Consider the following 21,073-nt stretch of genomic DNA (forward strand, 5'->3'; position numbering starts at 1 on the left):
CCGCTCAGTGTCCGGTGGACCCGCCGTTGTCCCTGCGGTCGAGGGCGCGCTGGAGCGCGGCGGCGGCGTTCTTCCGGTCGGACTCGTCGGTCCGGGAAACGTGACGGACTCGGCGGCGGATGGTCGTCTCGGCCATGGGGGATCGACTCCTTCGAGGCAGTACGGAGTACGGAAACGGAAGGTTTGCGAGACTCCCCCACTGCCGGAAGGGCGTGGGAGGTGCCCTCAGAGGGCCGGGGAGCGAAGCCGCAGGGATTGCCTGCCTCGGGCTCCGGCTCACGACCGCCATACGCTGGATCGAGCGAGACGTTCGGCTCCTACAACGCTAAGCGAGGCCGGGGCATCTGTCTCCACAGTTAGTCGGACTTCCTACTATCTGAGACGGTGGATTGGGTCACACCCGCCTGACCTGCGCTTTCCCTCCGTACAGCAGCCGCCCCCGCCCCCGGCTTCGGACCGGGGACGGGGGCGGAGGCGGGGCCTCGCACGTCAGCCCATGTGCGGGTACGTGTAGTCCGTCGGCGGGACCAGGGTCTCCTTGATGGCGCGGGTCAGGGTCCAGCGCATCAGGTTCTGCGGGGCGCCGGCCTTGTCGTTGGTGCCGGAGGCGCGGCCCCCGCCGAAGGGCTGCTGGCCGACGACGGCGCCGGTGCACTTGTCGTTGATGTAGAAGTTGCCGGCCGCGTAGCGGAGCTTGTCCATCGTGTACGCCGCCGCCGCGCGGTCACCGGAGATGACCGAGCCGGTGAGCGCGTAGGCGGACACCGACTCCATCTGGGTCAGCATCTTCTCGTAGGCGTCGTCCTCGTAGACGTGCACGGCGAGGAACGGACCGAAGTACTCCGTGGTGAAGACCTCGTTCTCCGGGTCGGCGCACTCGACGACGGTCGGGCGGACGAAATAGCCCACCGAGTCGTCGTAGGAGCCGCCCGCGACGATCGTGCAGGCCGGGTCGGACTTCGCGCGGTCGATCGCGGCCTTGTTCTTGGCGAAGGCGCGCTCGTCGATGACGGCACCGATGAAGTTGGAGAGGTCCGTGACATCCCCCATGGTCAGGTAGTCGACCTCGGCGGCGAACTCCTCCTTGAAACCGGAGTTCCAGATCGACGCCGGGATGTAGGCCCGGGAGGTCGCCGAGCACTTCTGGCCCTGGTACTCGAAGGCACCGCGGGTCAGCGCGGTCTTGAGGATCGCCTGGTCGGCGCTGGGGTGGGCGACCACGAAGTCCTTGCCGCCGGTCTCGCCGACCAGACGCGGGTAGGAGCGGTACTTCTCGATGTTGTTGCCGACCGTCTTCCACAGGTACTGGAAGGTCTTGGTCGAGCCGGTGAAGTGGATGCCGGCGAGGTCACGGTGGTTCAGGGCGACCTCGGACACCTCGATGCCGTCGCCGGTGACGAGGTTGATGACTCCCTTGGGCAGTCCGGCCTCCTCCAGCAGCCGCATGAGGAGGACGGCCGCGTGGGTCTGCGTCGGGGAGGGCTTCCACACGACCACGTTGCCCATGAGGGCCGGCGCGGTCGGCAGGTTGCCCGCGATCGCCGTGAAGTTGAACGGGGTGATCGCGTAGACGAAGCCCTCCAGCGGGCGGTGGTCGAGGCGGTTCCAGACGCCCGGGGAGTTCGCCGGGGGCTGCCCGGCGAGCAGGTCGCGGGCGTACTGGACATTGAAGCGCCAGAAGTCGATCAGCTCGCAGGGCGTGTCGATCTCGGCCTGCTGGGCGGTCTTCGACTGGCCGAGCATGGTGGAGGCGGCCAGCGTCTCGCGCCAGGGGCCGGCCAGCAGTTCGGCGGCGCGCAGGATGATCGCGGCGCGGTCGTCGAAGGCCATCGCGCGCCAGGCGGGCGCGGCGGCGAGCGCCGCGTCGACGGCGTCCTGGGCGTCCTGCCGGGTGGCGTTGCCGTACGTGCCGAGGCGGGCCTTGTGGTTGTGCGGCTGCACGACGTCGAAGCGTTCGCCGCCACCCATCCGCTTCTCGCCGCCGATGGTCATCGGCAGGTCGATCGGGTTCTCGGCCAGCTCCTTCAGCTTGACCTCCAGCCGGGCGCGCTCGGGCGAGCCGGGGGCATAGCCGTGCACCGGCTCGTTGACGGGGGTGGGGACCTGGGTCACAGCGTCCATGAGTTCCGTAACTCCTTACTGAGCGGGTGGTTGAGGGCTCAGCCCTTGCTGACCATCGAGCGGACGAGGAAGCGTGGGTCCGCCGCTTCCTCCGCCGACCGGCACATGCCGGGTCTTCCCGGGGGACTGCCTCCGGGCCCCTGGCAGAACATCGCGGTGGCCGCCATGTCTCAGCCTCGGGTCATCATGCTGCGGGCGAAGAAGCGCAGATTGGCCGGCTTCTCCGCCAACCGTCGCATGAAGTAGCCGTACCAGTCGGTGCCGTACGCGGTGTAGACGCGCATCCGATGCCCCTCGGCGGCGAGCCGCAGGTGTTCGTCGGTGCGGATGCCGAACAGCATCTGGAACTCGTACTCGTCGAGTTTGCGCCCCGCACGGCGGGCGAGTTCCTGGGTGAGGGCGATGAGGCGCGGGTCGTGGGACCCGATCATCGGGTACCCCTCCCCCGCCATGAGGATCTTCAGAACGCGTACGTACGCCTTGTCGATCTCGGCCTTCTGTTGGAAGGCGACGGAGGCGGGCTCCTTGTAGGCGCCCTTGACCAGCCGGACGCGACTGCCGTTCTCGGCGAGCCGGCGGGCGTCGGACTCGGTGCGGAAGAGGTAGGACTGGATGACGCAGCCGGTCTGCGGGAAGTCCCGGCGCAGTTCGTCGTGGATGGCGAACATCGAGTCGAGGGTGGTGTGGTCCTCCGCGTCGAGCGTGACCGTCGTACCGATCGCGGCGGCGGCCTCGACGACCGGGCGGACGTTGGCGAGCGCCAGCCCGTGCCCGCCGGGGAGCGCCTGTCCGAACAGGGACAGCTTCACCGACATCTCGGCGCGCTCGCCGAGCTCCAGCTGCTTCAGCCGGTCGACCAGCTCCAGGTAGGCGTCGCGGGCGGCGGCGGCCTGCTCGGGGCGGGTGATGTCCTCGCCGACGACGTCCAGCGTCACTTCGAGGCCCTGGTCGGTGAGACTCCGCACGACCGGGACGATGTCGTCGACCCGTTCGCCGGGGATGAAACGGTCGACGACCTGCTTGGTCACAGGCGCCGCCGCGATCATGCGGCGCATCCGGTCGCTGCGCGACGCGGCGAGAATCACGGGACCCAGCACGGGGCACCTCCACAACGGGACCAAGTGGGCCGCGACCCGACGTTTCGGGTACGGCACGGAGAACCACCGTGAAACCTAAGGATCCCTCCGATCGTCGGCCATCGACAGCTGTCACGCATCCGTGCCCTGGATCTCAGACATCTGTATGAAGGAGGGTGGACAACGCGGGAGAATGCGTGACGGACGTTCTCAAGGCAGACGCGGGTACGGGCGGTGGAGACGGTGACAGGCGTAGGCGGTACCGGTACCGGTGGCGGCGGTGGCGGGCGCGGCGAGTACCAGGAGCTCGTCGACGAGATCTCGGGGCTGCTCGGCGCTCCGGCGACGCTGGAGAACCGCGACTTCGAGCTGATCGCCTTCGGCGCGTACGACAGTGAGGGCGACCTCGACCCGTCGGCCCTGGACCCCGTGCGCACCCGCTCGATCCTGTCGCGCCGCTCGACGGCGGCGGTGCGGGAGTGGTTCGAGGGCTTCGGCATCACACGGGCGACCGCCCCGGTCCGGATCCCGCCCACCCCCGAGGCGGGGGTTCTGCGCGGCCGTATCTGTCTGCCGGTACGCCATCGGGGTGTCGTCCTCGGTTACGTCTGGCTGCTGGACGGCGACCCGGGCCCCACCGACGGGCAACTGTCCGCCGCGATGGCGGTCGCCTCCCGCATCGGCGCCCTCCTCGCCGACGAGGCCCAGGCGGGCGCCGACCTCACCCGGGAGCTGCGTGCGGTGCTCACCGCCGAGCGCGGCTGGGAGCGCGATATGGCCGTCGCGGAGCTGCGCACGGCCCTCGGACCGCGCGGCGACGGCGTCCACACGATGGTGTGTGTGGCCCCCTGGCCGTCCGGCGACCCGGGCGACGCCCCGTCCTTCCGTACGGTGGCGGGGGTGACCGCGCTGTGCACGGTGCCGTGGGGCGGGGCCGACCAGTGCCTGGCCCTGCTGGTGCGGCTCCGCGCGACGGACGTACCGGCCCCGGCGCTCACCGCCGCCACCCGGCTACTGGAGCGCGCGGGCCCGGCCGCGGCGGCCGGGGTGGCGGGCGTCCGTACGGGCCTCGCCGAACTGGACACCGCCTGGCGCGAGGCCTCGGCGGCGGCCCGTGCGGTGCTGGCGGAGTCCCGCCTCGGTCCGATCGCCGAGTGGCGCTCCATCGGCCCGTACCGCCTGCTGACCGCCCTCCCCCCGCACGCTCCCGAGGACCCGGCCGTGCGTCCCCTGCTCACCTCCGCCCACCGCGAACTCGCCCGCACCGCCGAGGTGTTCCTCGACTGCGCCGGCCAGGCCGGCCGCACCGCCGCCGAGCTCGCCATCCACCGCCAGACCCTCTACTACCGCCTCTCCCGGGTGGAACAGCTCACCGGCCTCGACCTGGACGACGGCGAGGACCGCCTCCTCCTGCACATGGCACTGAAGGGGGCGCGGCTCCGAGGCACCCGCCGGGGTGGCGCGAATGCACGCTTCTGAAAATGATTGTCATCATGCTACGGTCAGTGCACGTTCAACCTTTAACCACGCCTTTACTCGGAGTGTCCCGTGCGCCTCCCCGCCCGTTTCGTCCCTCTCACCGCGGTCACCACCGCGGCCTCCGCCCTGCTCACGGGCTGCTTCTCGTCGACGGGCCCGGCGGAGGACTCCGCCGCCGGGGAGGGCAGGCGGATCCGTGTCGCGATGATGCAGCCGCCCCGCTCGGGCCTGACGCCGCTGTCCGACGACGCGTTCAAGCTGTCGCGGTGGTCGACCGCGGAGACCCTGGTGAAGCTGAACGCGGAGGGCGACGCGCAGCCCGCGCTGGCCACCGAGTGGAAGCAGTCGGGCAAGAACTGGACGTTCACGCTCCGGGAGGGGGTGACCTTCCACGACGGGACGAAGCTGACCGGCGAGGCCGTCGTGAAGTCCCTCACCGTGGCGGCCGCCGCCTCCCCCAAACCCCGCATCCTCGACGGCGTCGACCTGACGGCGAAGGCCGACGGTGACACCGTCACCGTCACCACGGCCACCGAGGACCCGCTGGTCCCGCAGCGCCTCAGCTCGCCGCAGCTGTCGATCCTCGCGGCGAAGGCGTACGACGGGAAGACAGTCGATCCGGTGGGCGCCGGCACCGGCCCCTTCGAACTGACCAAGGTCAACGGCACCTCCTCCGCCTCCCTCGACCGCTACGACGACTACTGGGACGGCAGGGCGAAGGCCCCCGGCATCGACGTGAAGTTCGTGCCGGACGGCACCGCCCGCGCGGCCTCCCTGCGCAGCGGCGAGGCCGACATCGTCGAGTCGGTCCCCGTGTCGCAGGCCGCCGTACTCGACCAGGACCTGATCACCGAGGTCCCGATGCCCCGCACCAACACCCTCTACCTGAACACCGAGAAGGGCGTTTTCACGGACGCCTCCCTGCGCGCCGCCGCCCGCGAGGCCCTCGACACCAAGTCGATCGTCGAGGGTGTGTACGAGGGCCGTGCCGACGTGGCCGAGGGGCTGCTCGGGCCCGCGCTCCCCTGGGCCGCCGAGCTGCGGTCGACGGTGAAGCGCGCCGAGGCCGGTGACCCCGCCGGCAAGTCGATCACCATCGGTACGTTCACCGACCGCGCCGAACTGCCCGAGGTCGCCGCCGCGCTCCAGCAGCAGCTGCAGAAAGCCGGGTTCAAGGTGAAGCTCGACGTACGCGAATACGCCAACATCGAATCCGACGCGCTGGCGGGCGAGTTCGACGCCTTCATCCTCTCCCGCGCGACCGTACTCGACTCCGGCGACCCGGCCGCGTACCTCTACAGCGACTTCGCCTCCGACGGCTCCTTCAACATCTCCCAGCTCGCCGACAAGACCGTCGACAAGGCCCTCGACAAAGCCTCCGACACCGCCGCCGGCGATGCCCGCCGCCAGGCCGTCATCGACGCCGAGGCCGCCGTCCTGCGCACCGACGCCGCCGTGCCGATGCTCCACGAGCGCGTCATCCAGGGCGACGCCGCCGGAGTCGTGGACGCGGCGCACGACCCGCGCGAGCGGGAGCTGGTCACGGCGGACACCTACGTCAAGTGAAGCGTTCCGTAAGGAAGTCGGTCGGCCCCTCCGGGTCGGCCCGCTTCGTCTGTCTGATCGCCGTGCTGGCCGTCGTGGGTCTGCTGCCGTGGCTGTCCGGCCGTGACCCCGCGCTGACCGTGCTGCGCGCCCGGTCCGCCGAGCAGGAGGCCACTCCCGAGGCCCTGGCCGCGATCCGCGAGGACCTGGGCCTGGGCGCCGGTCCCCTTTCCCTGCTGGGGGACTGGGCCTCCGGCCTGCTGCGCGGTGACCTCGGCACGTCGTGGGTCTCCGGCACCGACGTGCTCCCCTCGGTCGTCTCCGGCCTCCAGGTCTCCCTCGGTCTCATGGGCGCCGCCTTCGCCGTCGCGGTGCTGCTGGCCTGCGCGCTGGTCGCCCCGGTGCTCGTCCGGAGCCGGGGGTCGGCCGGCGCGTTCGCCGCGATGCTCGCCGCCGTGCCCGAATTCCTGCTGGCCACGGTCGCGTTGCTGGTGTGCGGGGTGTGGCTGGGCTGGCTGCCGACGGCGGGCTGGGCGGGACCCGAGTACCTGGTCCTGCCCGCGATCGCCCTCGGCGTCCCGGCCGGCGGTCTGCTGGGCCGCCTGGTCGCGGACGCGCTGCCCGCCGTGCTCGACGAACGCTGGGTGGAGCTGTGGCGCGGCGCGGGCGTGGGCCGGGCCCGCGTCTGGACCGCCGCGCTGCGCCGCGTACTGCCGCCCCTGGTACCGCAGTTCGGCATGGTCGCCGTCGGCCTGACGGGCGGCGCCGTCGCCGTGGAGACGGTGTTCGCGGTGCCCGGCATCGGCCGTACGGCACTGGGCGCCGCCAAGTCCCAGGACCTTCCCCTCCTGCAGGGCTCGGTCCTCGTCCTCCTCACGCTGGGCCTGGTCGCCGGCGCCCTGGCCGCACTCGTCCGGCGCCGGCTCCTCGGCCCGGCCCTGCGCGACGCGGGCCTCACCCTCCCGCCGGCCCGCCCGGTCCGCACCCACCCGGCGGTACCCCTGGCCCTGGCGGCCGTCCTCCTGGTCACCATCGGCTGGGGCCTGCTGCGCGACCCGTACGCCGTGGACACCACCGCCCGTCTCCTCCCGCCGTCCTGGGTGCACCCGCTCGGCACGGACGGGCTCGGCCGTGACGTGCTGGCCCGCCTCGGCCACGGCGCCGCCTCCACGGTCGGCACCGCCGCGGCGGTCTGCGCGCTGAGTCTGCTGGTGTCCCTGGCGCTCGGCTTCGTGCCCGGCGTGGCCGCGGGCGCGGCGGACATCGCCAACGCCCTGCCCCCGGTGATCGTCGGCATCCTCGTCGCCGCGGCGGCCGGCCCCGGCACGGGCGGCGCGGCCCTCGCCGTGGCCGTGATCTCCTGGCCGGCCCTGTCCGCCCACGCGGCGGCACTGGTCCAGGAGGTCCGCGCGTCCACGTTCCTGACCGCCCAACGGGCCATCGGGGCGAGCCCGTCATGGATCCTCACCCGGCACGTCCTGCCGTCCGTCGCCGGGCCGGTCGCCCGCCACGCCGTCCTCCGCCTCCCGGGCATCGCCCTGGCCCTCGCCGCCCTCGGCTTCCTGGGGCTGGGCGCCCAACCGCCCACACCCGAGTGGGGGTTGCTCCTCGACGAGTCCCGCGCGTACGTGGAACGCGCCCCGTGGGCGGCCCTCGCCCCGGCGGTCGCCCTGGCCCTGCTGGCCGGGCTGGCGGTGTCGGGTGCGGCGTACGCGGAGGGGCAGCGCGGCCGGAGGACCGGCCGGCGCCGTGCCGTGAAAGCCACGAGGACCGTTCAGAACCCTACGAACACGACCAGCGTGAAGACCGTGGCGGAGGAGGCCCCCGTTGACGTCTGACGACGTACTGCTGTCGGTGCGCGACCTGCGGATCGCGTTCGACGGGGTGGAGGCCGTGCGCGGTCTGTCCTTCGACGTCCGCCCGCGCGAAGTCCTCGCCCTCGTGGGCGAGTCGGGCGCGGGCAAGTCCCTCACGGCGCGGGCCCTGCTCGGGATGCTGCCCAAGGGCGCGACGACGAGCGGAACCGTACGGCTGCGTGGTGCGACGGATCTCGCCGCCCAGCGTGGCCGCCGTATCGCCCTCGTCCCCCAGGACGCCCTCTCCGCGCTCTCCCCCGTGCACCCCGTGGGCGACCAACTCGCCGCCGCCGTACGGTCGGTGGCCGGCGTCTCACGCAAGGAGGCCCGCGCCCGCGCGGTCGCCGCGCTCGACCGGGTGGGGATCCCCGACGCCGCACGCAAGGGGCGGGCGTATCCGCACGAGTACTCCGGCGGTATGCGCCAGCGCGCCGTGATCGCCATGGCGACGATCAACGAACCCGACGTCGTCGTCGCCGACGAACCCACGACCGCCCTCGACGCGGAGCTCCGGGAACAGGTGCTCCGGGTTCTCGGCGAGCAGCGCGAGGCTGTCGGCGCCGCGCTCGTGCTGGTCACCCACGACCTGGGCGTGGTCCGGGGACATGCCGACCGCGTGCTGGTCATGTACGCCGGCCGCCAGGTCGAACAGGGCACGGCGAAAGGGGTACTGGGCCACCCCCGGGCGCCGTACACGGTGGGGCTGCTGGCGTCACTGCCACCGGACGACGGCGACACTGGTGCTGGTGCTGGTGCTGGTGCTGGTGCTGGTGCTGGTGCTGGTGACGATCCACTGCCCGGTGCGCGTCGGCGTCTCCGTCGGCTGCCCTCCATCCCCGGCTCTCCTCCCGCCCCCGACGCGCTCCCGCCCGGCTGCGCCTTCGCGCCGCGCTGTCCGCTCGTCGAGGACCGCTGCCGTCGCGAGGAACCGCCGCTGTGGGCGGCCGACACCGGCCATGAGGTCGCCTGCCACCGCTGGAACGAAGTCCCGCACCCCACAACCGAGTTGTTCCTGGAGCAGCCCGCATGAACCCGAGCGACGCCCGGCTCGACGACCGCAGCCGCGCCCTGTCCGGCGACGAGGGCCACGCCCTGCTCGACGTGCGTGATCTGGTCGTCCGCTACGGCACGGCCACCGCTGTCGACCATGTGTCCTTCACGGTGGACGCGGGCGAGACCCTGGCCCTGAACGGCCCCTCCGGCTGCGGCAAGTCCTCCACGGTCGCGGCCGTACTCCAGCTGCGGCGCCCGGATGGGGGCGAAGTCCGTTTCGAGGGACGGGAGTTGACCGCTCTCACCGAACGCGAGCTGCGTCCGCTCCGTCCCCGGATGCAGCCGGTCTTCCAGGACCCGTACGGCTCGCTCAGCCCTCGCCACCGTATCCGGGACGCGGTGGCGGAACCCCTCCACGTCCAGGGCCGCTGGGACGCGACGGGCCCCGCCCGGGTCTCCGAACTCCTCGACCGGGTCGGCCTGGACCCCGCCTACGGCGACCGCCACCCGCACGAGCTGTCCGGCGGGCAGTGCCAACGCGCCGGTATCGCACGGGCGTTGGCGTCCGAACCCCGCCTGCTGGTGCTCGACGAACCGGTGTCCGCCCTCGACCCCTCCATCCGGGCCGGCGTCCTCAACCTGCTCGCCGACCTCCAGGACGAGCTGAACCTGGCGTACCTCTTCATCTGCCACGACCGTGCGGTGGTACGCCACTTCGCGGACCGTTCGATCGAGATGCGCGCCGGGAGGCTCGTACCGGCCTAGGGGTTTCGCCCCGCCCGGCGGGCGACCGTTCGGACCCGGCTCCGGACGGCGACCTCAGGAGACCCTTTAGGCTGACTGCCGTCCGATCCCGATCATCGGACCAGGGGATCAGGGCCCAGAGGGCCTGGGGATCAGGGAATCAGGGGGACAAGGACCGTTGGAGAACGCGACTGAGGTGTTCCAGCCGCTCCAGGCGGACGATCCGCCCGTGGTGGCCGGCTACCGCCTCGCCGCCCGGATCGGCGCCGGTGGCATGGGCCGGGTCTATCTGTCGCACACGCAGGGCGGCCGGCCGGTGGCGATCAAGGTGGTACGCCCGGAACTGGCCGACGACCCCGCCTTCCGGCGTCGGTTCCGCCGGGAGATCAAGGCGGCCCAGCGGGTCCGGGGCGCGTACACGGCGGAGCTGGTCGACGCCGACGCGGACGGCGTACCGCCCTGGCTGGCCACGCTGTACGTGCCGGGCCCCTCCCTGGCGGAGACCGTCGCCCGGCGCGGACCGCTGCCGGTGGCGGCGGTGCTGTGGCTGATGGCGGGGGTGGCCGAGGCCCTGCAGGCCATCCACGACGCGGGCGTCGTGCACCGCGACCTGAAGCCGTCGAACGTGCTGCTGGCCGCCGACGGGCCTCGGGTGATCGACTTCGGCATCTCGCTGGCCTCCGGCGTCACCTCGAACACCGCCACGGGCACCGCCGTCGGTACGCCTCAGTTCATGGCTCCCGAGCAGGCGACCGGCGGTGAGGTCACGGCGGCGACCGATGTCTTCGCTCTGGGCCAGACAGCGGGGTTCGCGGCGCTGGGCGAGCCGCTGTACGGGGACGGGCCCTCCTTCAGCGTGCTGTACCGGATCGTGCACTCGGAACCCGATCTGTCCCCGCTGCCCGAGCAGCTCCGTCCGATGCTCGCCCGCTGCCTCGCCGCCGAGCCGGCGGAGCGGCCCAGCCTGGCGGAGGTCATCGAGTGGTGCCGACGGCGTCTGGGCCGGGACGCCGACGGGGGCGGAGGACCGGCCGTCTGGCCGGAGGTCACGGGGCCGGAGGTCACGGTCCCGGCCCCGATACCCACCCCCACCCCGGTGCACACGATGCCGTTGCTCGCGCCGCCGCAGGCCACGGGGCCGACGGGGCTGCCGATTGGGCTGCCGGGGCCGACGAGGCAGATGCTTCCGATGCCGCCGGACCAGCGGCGGGCCCGGCGGCGCCGGAACGCGCTGATCACGGCCGTCGCCGTGACGGCGGGCGCGCTGCTGCTGACCGGCATGGCGTGGACGGTCACGGAAGGGCTGGACCGGCTTCGCGACCGGACCACGGCCTCCTCCACCACACCCGGTCCGGAAACGTCCGCACGCTCGTCCGGATCCTCGCCGGGATCCTCGTCGGCACCCGGGACGGCCGAAGGGGCCGCGGAGAAGGGCGACCGGGCACCAGCGGCGTCCAGCCCGTCCCCGGCCGGGCCCGAGCAGCCGCAGCCCACCCCGTACCCCCTCCAGTTCCTCGACGAGAAGAACTCCCTGGGCATCAAGAAGCCGGTCAACCGCAAGGACCGCGAGGGGGACATCCGCTTCACCTGCGAGGAGCCCGGCTGCGCGCTGGAGAGCGACACAAGCGTGATCACCATGCTGTTCGCCGACCCGGGCGCCACCCTGGAGACGTGCCGTATCGCCCTCACCGGTGCCAGGAGCCGAAGCTTCTCGCTGGCCTCGGCGGCACCCGGCAGCGAGTTCTGCGTCAAGCACCCCTCCGGGGACATCGGGCTGTTCGTGATCCAGGTGAAGTCGACCGCACTGCCGGACAGCGGAGTCAGCTTCGTGACCGGGGACCTGACGGTCTGGCGGGCGACCTAGGTGTATTGCCCTGAGAGATCGGGGACGCGTCGTCCGCCGGAGGCGACGACCAGGCCCTGGGGGCTCCATGAACAGTGTCACGATGCCGCGCGCCCCCTCGCACTGCGCGAGAAACCACACTCACCCCGCGCCCGCCAACCAGCGGAACCTCTCAGCCGCCCAGCGGGATCGAAGGGACGCAGCCACTGGGGAGCGGGACTACGGGACGGGCAGGGGCGGCGGGGGCGAGAAAGCGGGGCCCGACCACCCACGGTGACCGGGCCCCGCCTGCCGTGCGTTGATCCTCAGACGAGGTTCACCGAGCGCGCCGACGTCGCGCCGATCTCCTCCGCGACCTCGGTGAGCACCGGCTGAGGAACCGTGTCGTCGACGGTGAGAACGGCGAGCGCCTCGCCGCCGGCGGTGGAGCGGGCGACCTGCATGCCGGCGATGTTGATGCCCGCCTCGCCGAAGACGCGGCCGACGGTGCCGACGACGCCCGGACGGTCGACGTAGCTGAGGACGACCATGTGGTCGGCGAGGGCGAGGTCGACGTCGTAGTCACCGACCGCGACGAGCTTCTGGTGGTGCTTGGGCCCGGCGAGCGTGCCGGAGACCGACACCTCCTCGCCGCTGCCGAGCGTGCCGCGCACGGTGACGACGTTGCGGTGGTCGGGCGACTCGGAGCTCGTGGTCAGGCGGACCTCCACACCCCGCTCCTGCGCGAACAGCGGAGCGTTGACGTAGGAGACCGTCTCGTCGACGACGTCCTCGAAGACACCCTTCAGAGCCGAAAGCTCCAGCACCTTCACGTCGTGCTGGGTGATCTCGCCGTACACCTCGACGTCGAGGCGGACCGCGACCTCGCCCGCGAGGGCGGTGAAGATGCGGCCGAGGCGCTCGGCGAGCGGCAGGCCCGGCTTGACGTCCTCGGCGATGACACCGCCCTGCACGTTCACCGCGTCCGGGACCAGCTCACCGGCGAGGGCGAGGCGCACGGACCGCGCCACCGCGATGCCCGCCTTCTCCTGGGCCTCGTCCGTGGAGGCGCCCAGGTGCGGGGTGCAGACGACCTCGTCCAGCTCGAAGAGGGGGGAGTCGGTGCACGGCTCCTTGGCGTACACGTCGAGGCCCGCGCCCGCGACCCGGCCCTCCTTGAGCGCCGAGTACAGCGCCGCCTCGTCGACGATCCCGCCACGCGCGGCGTTGACGATCCGCACCGACGGCTTGACCTTGTGCAGCGCCTCGGCACCGATCAGGCCGACCGTCTCGGGGGTCTTCGGCAGGTGGACGGTGATGAAGTCGGAGACCTCCAGCAACTCGTCCAGCGACAGGACCTTGACGCCCATCTGCGCGGCCCGCGCGGGCTGCACATAGGGGTCGTAGGCGACGACCTTCATGCCGAAGGCGGACATGCGCTGGGCCACCAGGGCGCCGATACGGCCGAGGCCCACGACACCGAGGGTCTTCTCGGCCAGCTCCACACCCGTGTACTTGCTGCGCTTCCACTCGCCGTTCTTCAGCGCCGTGTTCGCCTGCGGGATGTGGCGGGCGGTGGCGAGGAGCAGGCCGCAGGCCAGCTCGGCGGCGGTCACGATGTTCGAGGTGGGGGCGTTGACGACCATCACGCCGGCCTTGGTGGCGGCGGAGACGTCCACGTTGTCCAGGCCGACGCCGGCTCGCGCGACGACCTTCAGCTTCTTCGCGGCGGCGATCGCCTCGGCGTCGACCTTGGTGGCCGAGCGGATCAGGATCGCGTCGACGTCGGCGATGGCCGGGAGCAGTTCGGCTCGGTCCGCTCCGTTGCACTGCCGGATCTCGAAGTCCGGACCGAGCGCGTCCACCGTGGCGGGCGACAGCTCTTCAGCGATCAGTACGACTGGTTTCGAGCTCACGTGAGTCCTCACAAGTCCAATGCTGCGGACGGCCGTCCCGACGGCCGCAGGCGGTGGAGGGAAGCAGCACCGGGGAGTTGGGGGTGCGTCCCGTCGTCGTCGGTGCGTGCTCTCGGTGTGCCGGACGAATGCCCTAGTAGCTTCGCTACGAGGGCCTTTCACCGGTGCGGCGAGAGTGCGTGCCGGGCGGCGCGGGGGCGTGCCCGCAATTCCTCGGTGTCGCTGGGCCGCGTGGAAGACGCACGACGCTGTGGGCCTGACGCGTATGTAGTGCAGCAGTGTAGTGGCGCCGAGAGCGTCGCCTCACGCCACCACGGAAGGATCACCCGGACGGGAACCGCACGCGAAAAGCCCCTCCGGCGCTTGCGGAGCGGGGTCCGGGGCCGGGTCCCGCGGCGGCGCCTCCGTACGGAAGCACCACCGCGGAACCCGGCTCAGCGCTGCGGCGGCGCTTACGCCTCTTCGTCGTTGACCCAGCTCATCAGCTTGCGCAGCTCCTTGCCGGTGGTCTCCAGCAGGTGCTCGGAGTCCTGGGTCTTGTACTCGTTGTACTTCTTCAGACCACCGTGGTACTCGTCCATCCACTGCTGGGCGAAGGTGCCGTCCTGGATCTCGGCGAGGACCTTCTTCATCTCGGCCTTGGTTGCGTCCGTGATGATCCGCGGACCGGTGACGTAGTCGCCCCACTCGGCGGTCTCGGAGATCGACCAGCGCATCTTCTCCAGGCCGCCCTCGTACATGAGGTCGACGATCAGCTTCAGCTCGTGCAGGCACTCGAAGTACGCGATCTCCGGCTGGTAGCCGGCCTCGGTCAGCGTCTCGAAACCGGCCTTGACCAGCGCGGCCGTACCACCGCAGAGAACGGCCTGCTCACCGAAGAGGTCGGTCTCGGTCTCCTCGGTGAAGGTCGTCTTGATGACGCCGGCGCGGGTGCCGCCGATGCCCTTGGCGTACGACAGGGCCAGCGCGAAGGCGCTGCCGGTGGCGTCCTGCTCGACGGCCGCGATGCAGGGGACGCCGCGGCCCTCCTCGTACTGGCGGCGGACCAGGTGGCCCGGACCCTTGGGGGCGACCATGCAGACGTCGACGCCGGCCGGGGGCTTGATGAAGCCGAAGCGGATGTTCAGACCGTGGCCGAAGAACAGCGCGTCGCCGTCCTTGAGGTTGTCCTTGATGTGGTCCTCGTAGACCTGCGCCTGGATCGGGTCCGGGACGAGGATCATGATGACGTCGGCCTCGGCGGCGGCCTCCGACGGGGTCACCACGCGCAGGCCCTGCTCCTCGGCCTTGGCCTTGGACTTCGAGCCCTCGTGCAGACCGACGCGGACGTCGGCACCCGAGTCGCGCAGGGACAGCGCGTGGGCGTGGCCCTGGCTGCCGTAGCCGATGACCGCGACCTTGCGGCCCTGGATGATGGACAGGTCGGCGTCAGCGTCGTAGAACAGCTCGGCCACTTTGGGTTCTCTCCTTGAGTGCAGGTGTTGCGTCCCACCGTATGACGGCGGGCGGAATGAAGGTCTGCGGGTCTCGGCATACGGGCGGCCGGCGGTCGACGGCCGCCCGTATCGAGTGTCAGGCCGACCGGTCCAGGGCGCGCAGGGAGCGGTCCGTGATCGAACGGGCACCACGGCCGATCGCGATCGTGCCGGACTGGACCAGTTCCTTGATGCCGAACGGCTCCAGCATCTTGAGCATGGCGGACAGCTTGTCGTGGGAGCCGGTGGCCTCGATGGTGACGGCCTCCGGGGAGACGTCGACCGTCTTGGCGCGGAACAGCTGGACGATCTCGACGATCTGGGAGCGCGTCTCGTTGTCGGCGCGCACCTTCACCAGAACGAGTTCCCGCTGAACGGCGGAGCCCGGCTCCAGCTCGACGATCTTCAGGACGTTGACGAGCTTGTTGAGCTGCTTCGTCACCTGTTCCAGAGGCAGTTCCTCGATCACGTTCACCACGATGGTGATCCGGGAGATCTCCGGATGCTCGGTGACGCCGACCGCCAGCGAGTCGATGTTGAAGCCGCGACGGGAGAACAGGGCGGCGATCCGGGCCAGGATGCCCGGGGTGTTCTCCACCAGGACGGAGAGCGTGTGCTTGGACATGTCGGAAGGGTCTCTCTCGCTCAGTCGTCTTCGTTGTCGCCGAAGTCGGGGCGGACGTCCCGGGCGGCCATGATCGTGTCGTTCGAGGTGCCGGCGGCGACCATCGGCCACACCATCGCGTCCTCGTGGACGATGAAGTCGATGACGACCGGGCGGTCGTTGATCGAGTTCGCCTCCTCGATGACCTTGTCGAGGTCGGCGGGGTCCTCGCAGCGAATCGCGTAGCAGCCCATGGCCTCCGACAGCTTCACGAAGTCGGGGACACGGGTGCCGGCGCTGGGCTGCTTGCCGTCCGCGCCGGGGCCGCTGTGCAGCACGGTGTTGGAGTAGCGCTGGTTGTAGAACAGGGTCTGCCACTGGCGGACCATCCCGAGGGCGCCGTTGTTGATGATGGCGACCTTGATCGGGATGTTGTTCAGGGCGCAGGTGGTGAGTTCCTGGTTGGTCATCTGGAAGCAGCCGTCGCCGTCGATCGCCCAGACGGTCTTCGCCGGGGCTCCGGCCTTGGCGCCCATGGCGGCCGGGACCGCGTAGCCCATCGTTCCGGCGCCGCCGGAGTTCAGCCAGGTGGCGGGCTTCTCGTACTGGATGAAGTGGGCGGCCCACATCTGGTGCTGGCCGACACCCGCCGCGAAGACCGTGCCCTCGGGGGCGAGCTGTCCGATGCGCTCGATGACCTGCTGCGGGGAGAGCGAGCCGTCGGCCGGCTGGTCGTAGCCGAGCGGGTAGGTCTCGCGCCAGCGGTTCAGGTCCTTCCACCAGGCTGCGTACCTGGGCCCGGCGGCCTCGCCCTCGTTGCCCTCGCTGTGCTCCTTCTGCACGGCCTGGATCAGGTCGGCGATGACCTCGCGGGCGTCACCGACGATCGGCACGTCGGCGGCGCGGTTCTTGCCGATCTCGGCCGGGTCGATGTCGGCGTGGACGATCTTGGCGTACGGCGCGAAGCTGTCCAGCTTGCCGGTGACGCGGTCGTCGAAGCGGGCACCGAGGGCGACGATCAGGTCCGCCTTCTGCAGTGCGGTGACGGCGGCCACGGAGCCGTGCATACCGGGCATGCCCAGGTGCTGCGGGTGGCTGTCGGGGAACGCGCCGAGCGCCATCAGGGTCGTGGTGACGGGCGCGCCGGTCAGCTCGGTCAGCACCTTCAGCTCGGCCGTCGCCCGTGCCTTGAGGACGCCGCCGCCGACGTACAGGACGGGCCGCTTGGCGGCGGTGATCAGCTTGGCGGCCTCGCGGATCTGCTTGGCGTGCGGCTTGGTGACGGGACGGTAGCCGGGCAGGTCCATGGTCGGCGGCCAGCTGAAGGTGGTCTTCGCCTGAAGGATGTCCTTGGGGATGTCGACCAGGACCGGCCCCGGGCGGCCGGTGGCGGCGATGTGGAACGCCTGCGCGATCGCCCGGGGGATGTCCTCCGCCTTGGTGACCAGGAAGCTGTGCTTGGTGATCGGCATGGTGATGCCGACGATGTCCGCCTCCTGGAAGGCGTCCGTGCCGATCGCCTTGGACACGACCTGCCCGGTGATCGCGACCAGCGGCACGGAGTCCATGTGCGCGTCCGCGATCGGGGTGACCAGGTTGGTGGCGCCCGGCCCGGACGTCGCCATGCACACCCCGACCTTGCCGGTGGCCTGCGCGTAACCGGTGGCCGCATGCCCGGCCCCCTGCTCGTGGCGGACCAGCACGTGGCGCACCCGCTTGGAGTCCATCAAGGGGTCGTACGCCGGCAGGATGGTGCCCCCGGGGATGCCGAACACCGTGTCGGCCCCGACCTCCTCAAGAGAGCGGATGAGGGACTGCGCACCCGTGACGTGCTCGACGGGGGTGGACTGTCCTCCGGGTCGGGGCCGCGGCTGCGGATGGTGGGCCCCGGTGGCCTGCTCGGTCATCGGCATTCTCTTCTCGATGCTGAGGGTGTTTTGCGAGGTTCGTGCGGTGTGCGGCCGACGCTGATCGGTGCCCGTGCAACAAAAAACCCCTCCTTGCCACAAGGCAAGCGAGGGGAGCGCGCCGGGTACGGTCGCTGGGGATTCCGGAACGTCGTCCGGTGTGCCCCGGCTTCAGCCGACGCGCTTTCCAAGTACGAGAATTCGGGTGCGCATGGCACAGACCCTCTCCCCGGCGCACACCGTGTGTCAAGTGGGTGGGACGGGAGTCTCATTATGTGAGCGAAGGGCACTTTCGCCTCCGGGGACAGCGGGCACACCACTTGTGTACACCCCCGCGCTGCCCGCTGCCCGTTCACCTGCCGGGCGCGACGGTCGGTGGCGAGGCCACCATCGCGCTCAGCCCTTCGGGCCGCCGCACGAAGGCGGGTTCCGCCGGCCCGGTGGGCACCGGGTAATGCCCGACGGACAGGGCCCGACGCAGCCGGTACTCGTCCAGCGGCCCGGAGAACGCGGCGCCCTGGCCGTGGGTGCAGCCCATCGCGCGCAGGGCGACGACCTGCTCGGGCAGGTCCACCCCGTCGGCCACGGCCTGGAGCCCCAGGTCGCCCGCAATGCGCAGCAGCCCATGGGTGATCTTGTGCAGCCGGGTGGACTCCACGATCCCCTCGACGAGGCTCCGGTCCAGCTTCAGTACGTCGACGGGGAGGCGGCGCAGTGCCGTGATGCCCGCCTGGCCGGTGCCGAAGCCGTCCAGGGCGATCCGGACCCCGAGGCGCCGGAGATGCTTCAGTCGGCGCTCCAGCTCGTCCAGGGGTCCCTTCAGCTCGGTGTCGGACAGCTCGACGACCAGCGAGCCGGAGGGCAGCCCGTGGCGGGTCAGGAGCGTCTCCAGGAAGCCGGGGGGCAGTGAGCGGTCCAGCAGGCGCCGGGCGCCCATCCGGACGGACACGGGGACGCTCAGCCCGCCGGTGAGGCGGTCGGCGGCCTGCTCGACGGCCTGTTCCAGCATCCAGCGGCCCAGTTCGGCGGTCTTGTCGCTGTCCTCGGAGACCCGCAGGAACTCGGCGGGAGTGAAGAGCACTCCCTGGGACGAGCGCCAGCGGGCCGCCGTCGCGACCGACGAGATCCGGCCGGTCTCCAGCTCTACCACGGGCTGGTTCAGCAGGATGAACTCGCCGTCGTGCAGTGCGGCCCGCAGCCGGGTGGCCAGCTGGGCCTTGCGGACGACGTCCTGCTGCATCTGTGGTCTGTACAGCTCGACGCGGCCCTTGCCGGACGCCTTGGCCCGGTACATGGCGAGGTCGGCGTTGCGCAGCAGCTCGCCCGCGCCGAGGCCGGGCTCGGCGAAGGAGACGCCGATGGAGGCGGCCACCCGGACATCGTTGCCGTCGATCGTGTACGGCTGGGAGAGGGTGATCCTGAGCCGGTCGGCGAGCTCGAAGATGTGCCGCTCACGGGCGGCGCGGTCGCGGGAGCCGTCCCCCACGATGAGCGCCGCGAACTCGTCGCCGCCGAGGCGGGAGGCGGTGTCCCCCTGCCGGACGGCGTCCTGGAGTCTGCGGGCGGCCTGGACGAGCAGTTCGTCCCCGGCCTGGTGCCCGATCGTGTCGTTGACGGCTTTGAAGCCGTCGAGGTCGATGAAGAGGACCGCCGTGTTGCGCAGGGCGATGCCGCGGTCGGAGGAGCGGCGGCCGGAGAGCGCCTGCTGGACGCGCTTGGTGAACAGGGCACGGTTGGGCAGGTCGGTGAGCGGGTCGTGCTCGGCGTTGTGCTGCAGCTGGGCCTGCAGGCGCACTCTCTCGGTCACGTCCCGGCTGTTGAAGATGAGGCCGCCGTGGTGGCGGTTGACGGTGGACTCCACGTTCAGCCAGCCGCCGTCGCCGGACTTGAAGCGGCACTCGATACGCGTGGTGGGCTCCTCGGCGGGGTTGGCGGCGAGGAAGCGGCGCGCCTCGTGGACGACGCAGCCGAGATCCTCGGGGTGGATGATCGAGGCCAACTCCCTGCCGACGAGCTCCTCCGCGGGGCTGCCGTAGACGCCGGCGGCGGCCGGGCTGACGTAGCGGAGGATGCCGTTCGGCGCGGCGATCATGATGACGTCGCTGGAGCCCTGGACCAGGGAACGGAAGTGGTTCTCCTTCTGGGCCAGCTCCTGGGTGAGGGTGATGTTGTCGAGGAGCATGATGCCCTGGCGCACGACGAGAGCGAGCACGACGGTGCAGGCGGTCATGAGCACCACGCGGTCGACGCTGCGGCCGTTGAGGACGTTGTAGAGGATGCCCAGGGTGCAGACGGCGGCGGCCAGGTACGGGGTGAGTGCGGCCAGGGATCCGGCGATGGGGCGGGTGGCCGGATACCGACTGTGGTCTCCTCCCTCTCCCTGGAGGAGCACGTGCACGTGTCCTCCTTGTTGCCCGTCGTGCCGGTGGTCGGGCTGGGCTTCGTGGCGGTGGCCGGGCTGGATGTCGTGTCGCTGGCCGGGGATGTGCTCGTGCACCACGCGCGCGTGGCCGCTCTCGTCCGTTTGTCCGTGCCGCTGGCCGGCCCAGGGGGCGTAGGCGAGGAGCAGGGAGCCCGCGAACCAGCCGGCGTCGAGGAGCTGGCCGGAGCGGTAGGTGGTGTGCAGCAGGGGCGAGGTGAACAGCGCGTCGCACATCACGGTGAGCGCGAGGGCGCCGATCGCGGTGTTCACCGCGGAGCGGTGCATCGAGGAGCGCCGGAAGTGCAGCGCGAGCACCATGCTGACCAGGGCGATGTCGAGCAGCGGGTAGGCCAGCGAGAGCGCGGTGTGCGCGGTGTTGGAACCGTCGAGCTGGGCGGTCTGGGCGAGCGCCAGGCTCCAGGAGAGGGTGACCAGGGAGCCGCCGATGAGCCAGGAGTCCAGCGCCAGGCAGACCCAGCCCGCCTTGGTCACCGGCCTCTTGGCCAGCACCAGCAGGCCGACGATGGCGGGTGGCGCGAAACAGAGGAAGAACAGGTCCGCGTAGCTCGGCTCGGGGACGGGCCGCTCCAGGACGACCTCGTACCAGCCCCAGACGCCGTTTCCCAGCGCCGCCATCGCGGACGAGAGGGCGAACAGCAGCCAGGCGGGTCGAAAGCGGCTGCGGCGGCTGCGCGCGTAACGGAAGCAGGAGACCGCAGCCGCGGCGGCGGCTGCGGCGAGTCCGAAGTCGCCCATGATCAGGGCGACTTGATCGCTGCCCCAGCCGAGCGCGGCACCGACGGCGTAGGCCGCGCACACCAGGGCGAGGACGAGCCGGGCCCGCTGGCTCGCCGCACCGGGGTCGGGTACCGGCCCGCCGGACGGCGGCGGTCCGGACAGCGGCCCGGCCCCCCGGAGCGCGGGGTTCAGCGTGGAGGCGGAGGACTGGCGGGGGCTCACCGGGTCTCCCAGGTGAGCGTCGACCCCGCGTCCCGCTGGTCCCGCCGTGTCGGGTGGGTGTGCTTTCTGCGGCTGCTGTGCCTGCGGTGATGACCGTGACCGCCGTGGCCGCCGCGACTCCCGTGCGGGTGCCTCCGCGTCACAGCTCGCCAG

General features: G+C 71.4%; 14 protein-coding genes. 6 read left to right on the top strand and 8 right to left on the bottom strand.

Going from position 1 to position 21,073, the window contains the following annotated elements:
* Positions 1 to 4: 4 nt before the first annotated feature.
* The 3 genes from WBG99_RS09600 to WBG99_RS09610 all read right to left on the bottom strand — a co-directional run bounded on the left by WBG99_RS09600 (position 5) and on the right by WBG99_RS09610 (position 3,218).
* Complete coding sequence (locus WBG99_RS09600; protein WP_338895919.1) at positions 5 to 136, bottom strand: hypothetical protein; 132 nt, start codon at positions 134 to 136, stop codon at positions 5 to 7.
* A gap of 353 nt (positions 137 to 489) precedes the next feature.
* The gene (gene pruA / locus WBG99_RS09605) at positions 490 to 2,121 is read right to left on the bottom strand and encodes an L-glutamate gamma-semialdehyde dehydrogenase (protein WP_338895920.1); all 1,632 of its coding nucleotides are present in this window, start codon (positions 2,119 to 2,121) and stop codon (positions 490 to 492) included.
* A gap of 170 nt (positions 2,122 to 2,291) precedes the next feature.
* Complete coding sequence (locus WBG99_RS09610) at positions 2,292 to 3,218, bottom strand: proline dehydrogenase family protein (RefSeq protein WP_338895921.1); 927 nt, start codon at positions 3,216 to 3,218, stop codon at positions 2,292 to 2,294.
* Positions 3,219 to 3,440: 222 nt separating this feature from the next.
* Between WBG99_RS09610 and WBG99_RS09615 the strand changes: the two genes are divergently transcribed.
* From WBG99_RS09615 to WBG99_RS09640, 6 genes are all read left to right on the top strand, one after another.
* On the top strand, positions 3,441 to 4,676 hold the full coding sequence (locus tag WBG99_RS09615; protein WP_338895922.1) for a helix-turn-helix domain-containing protein: 1,236 nt from the start codon (positions 3,441 to 3,443) through the stop codon (positions 4,674 to 4,676).
* Between the two features lie 69 nt (positions 4,677 to 4,745).
* Positions 4,746 to 6,242: an ABC transporter substrate-binding protein gene (locus WBG99_RS09620; RefSeq protein WP_338895923.1), complete on the top strand. Its 1,497-nt coding sequence runs from the start codon at positions 4,746 to 4,748 to the stop codon at positions 6,240 to 6,242.
* Positions 6,239 to 8,059 carry an ABC transporter permease subunit gene (locus tag WBG99_RS09625; protein ID WP_338895924.1) on the top strand — a complete coding sequence of 607 codons (1,821 nt, stop codon included), beginning with the start codon at positions 6,239 to 6,241 and terminating at the stop codon, positions 8,057 to 8,059. The genes WBG99_RS09620 and WBG99_RS09625 overlap by 4 nt, the downstream gene beginning before the upstream one ends.
* The gene (locus WBG99_RS09630; RefSeq protein ID WP_338895925.1) at positions 8,049 to 9,107 is read left to right on the top strand and encodes an ABC transporter ATP-binding protein; all 1,059 of its coding nucleotides are present in this window, start codon (positions 8,049 to 8,051) and stop codon (positions 9,105 to 9,107) included. Before WBG99_RS09625 ends, WBG99_RS09630 begins: the two co-directional genes overlap by 11 nt.
* Entirely contained in the window at positions 9,104 to 9,835 is a 732-nt protein-coding gene (locus tag WBG99_RS09635) for a dipeptide/oligopeptide/nickel ABC transporter ATP-binding protein (protein WP_338895926.1), read from the top strand. The genes WBG99_RS09630 and WBG99_RS09635 overlap by 4 nt, the downstream gene beginning before the upstream one ends.
* 157 nt (positions 9,836 to 9,992) lie before the next feature.
* Positions 9,993 to 11,678 carry a serine/threonine-protein kinase gene (locus WBG99_RS09640; protein WP_338895927.1) on the top strand — a complete coding sequence of 562 codons (1,686 nt, stop codon included), beginning with the start codon at positions 9,993 to 9,995 and terminating at the stop codon, positions 11,676 to 11,678.
* 284 nt (positions 11,679 to 11,962) lie between these two features.
* On the opposite strand, the gene serA is transcribed toward WBG99_RS09640, so the two are convergent.
* From serA to WBG99_RS09665, 5 genes are all read right to left on the bottom strand, one after another.
* Complete coding sequence (serA, locus tag WBG99_RS09645; protein WP_338895928.1) at positions 11,963 to 13,552, bottom strand: phosphoglycerate dehydrogenase; 1,590 nt, start codon at positions 13,550 to 13,552, stop codon at positions 11,963 to 11,965.
* A gap of 452 nt (positions 13,553 to 14,004) precedes the next feature.
* On the bottom strand, positions 14,005 to 15,006 hold the full coding sequence (gene ilvC, locus WBG99_RS09650; RefSeq protein ID WP_338895929.1) for a ketol-acid reductoisomerase: 1,002 nt from the start codon (positions 15,004 to 15,006) through the stop codon (positions 14,005 to 14,007).
* Between the two features lie 118 nt (positions 15,007 to 15,124).
* Positions 15,125 to 15,652, bottom strand: coding sequence for an acetolactate synthase small subunit (gene ilvN, locus WBG99_RS09655; protein WP_338895930.1), 528 nt, complete (start codon positions 15,650 to 15,652; stop codon positions 15,125 to 15,127).
* A 20-nt stretch (positions 15,653 to 15,672) separates the two neighbouring features.
* Positions 15,673 to 17,538, bottom strand: coding sequence for an acetolactate synthase large subunit (locus tag WBG99_RS09660; protein WP_338895931.1), 1,866 nt, complete (start codon positions 17,536 to 17,538; stop codon positions 15,673 to 15,675).
* A 352-nt stretch (positions 17,539 to 17,890) separates the two neighbouring features.
* Positions 17,891 to 20,920, bottom strand: a complete 3,030-nt coding sequence (locus WBG99_RS09665) for an EAL domain-containing protein (RefSeq protein ID WP_338895932.1) — start codon at positions 20,918 to 20,920, stop codon at positions 17,891 to 17,893.
* Positions 20,921 to 21,073 lie beyond the last annotated feature (153 nt).

The sequence above is a fragment of the Streptomyces sp. TG1A-60 genome (assembly GCF_037201975.1).
In the GTDB taxonomy this organism is placed as follows: Bacteria; Actinomycetota; Actinomycetes; order Streptomycetales; family Streptomycetaceae; genus Streptomyces.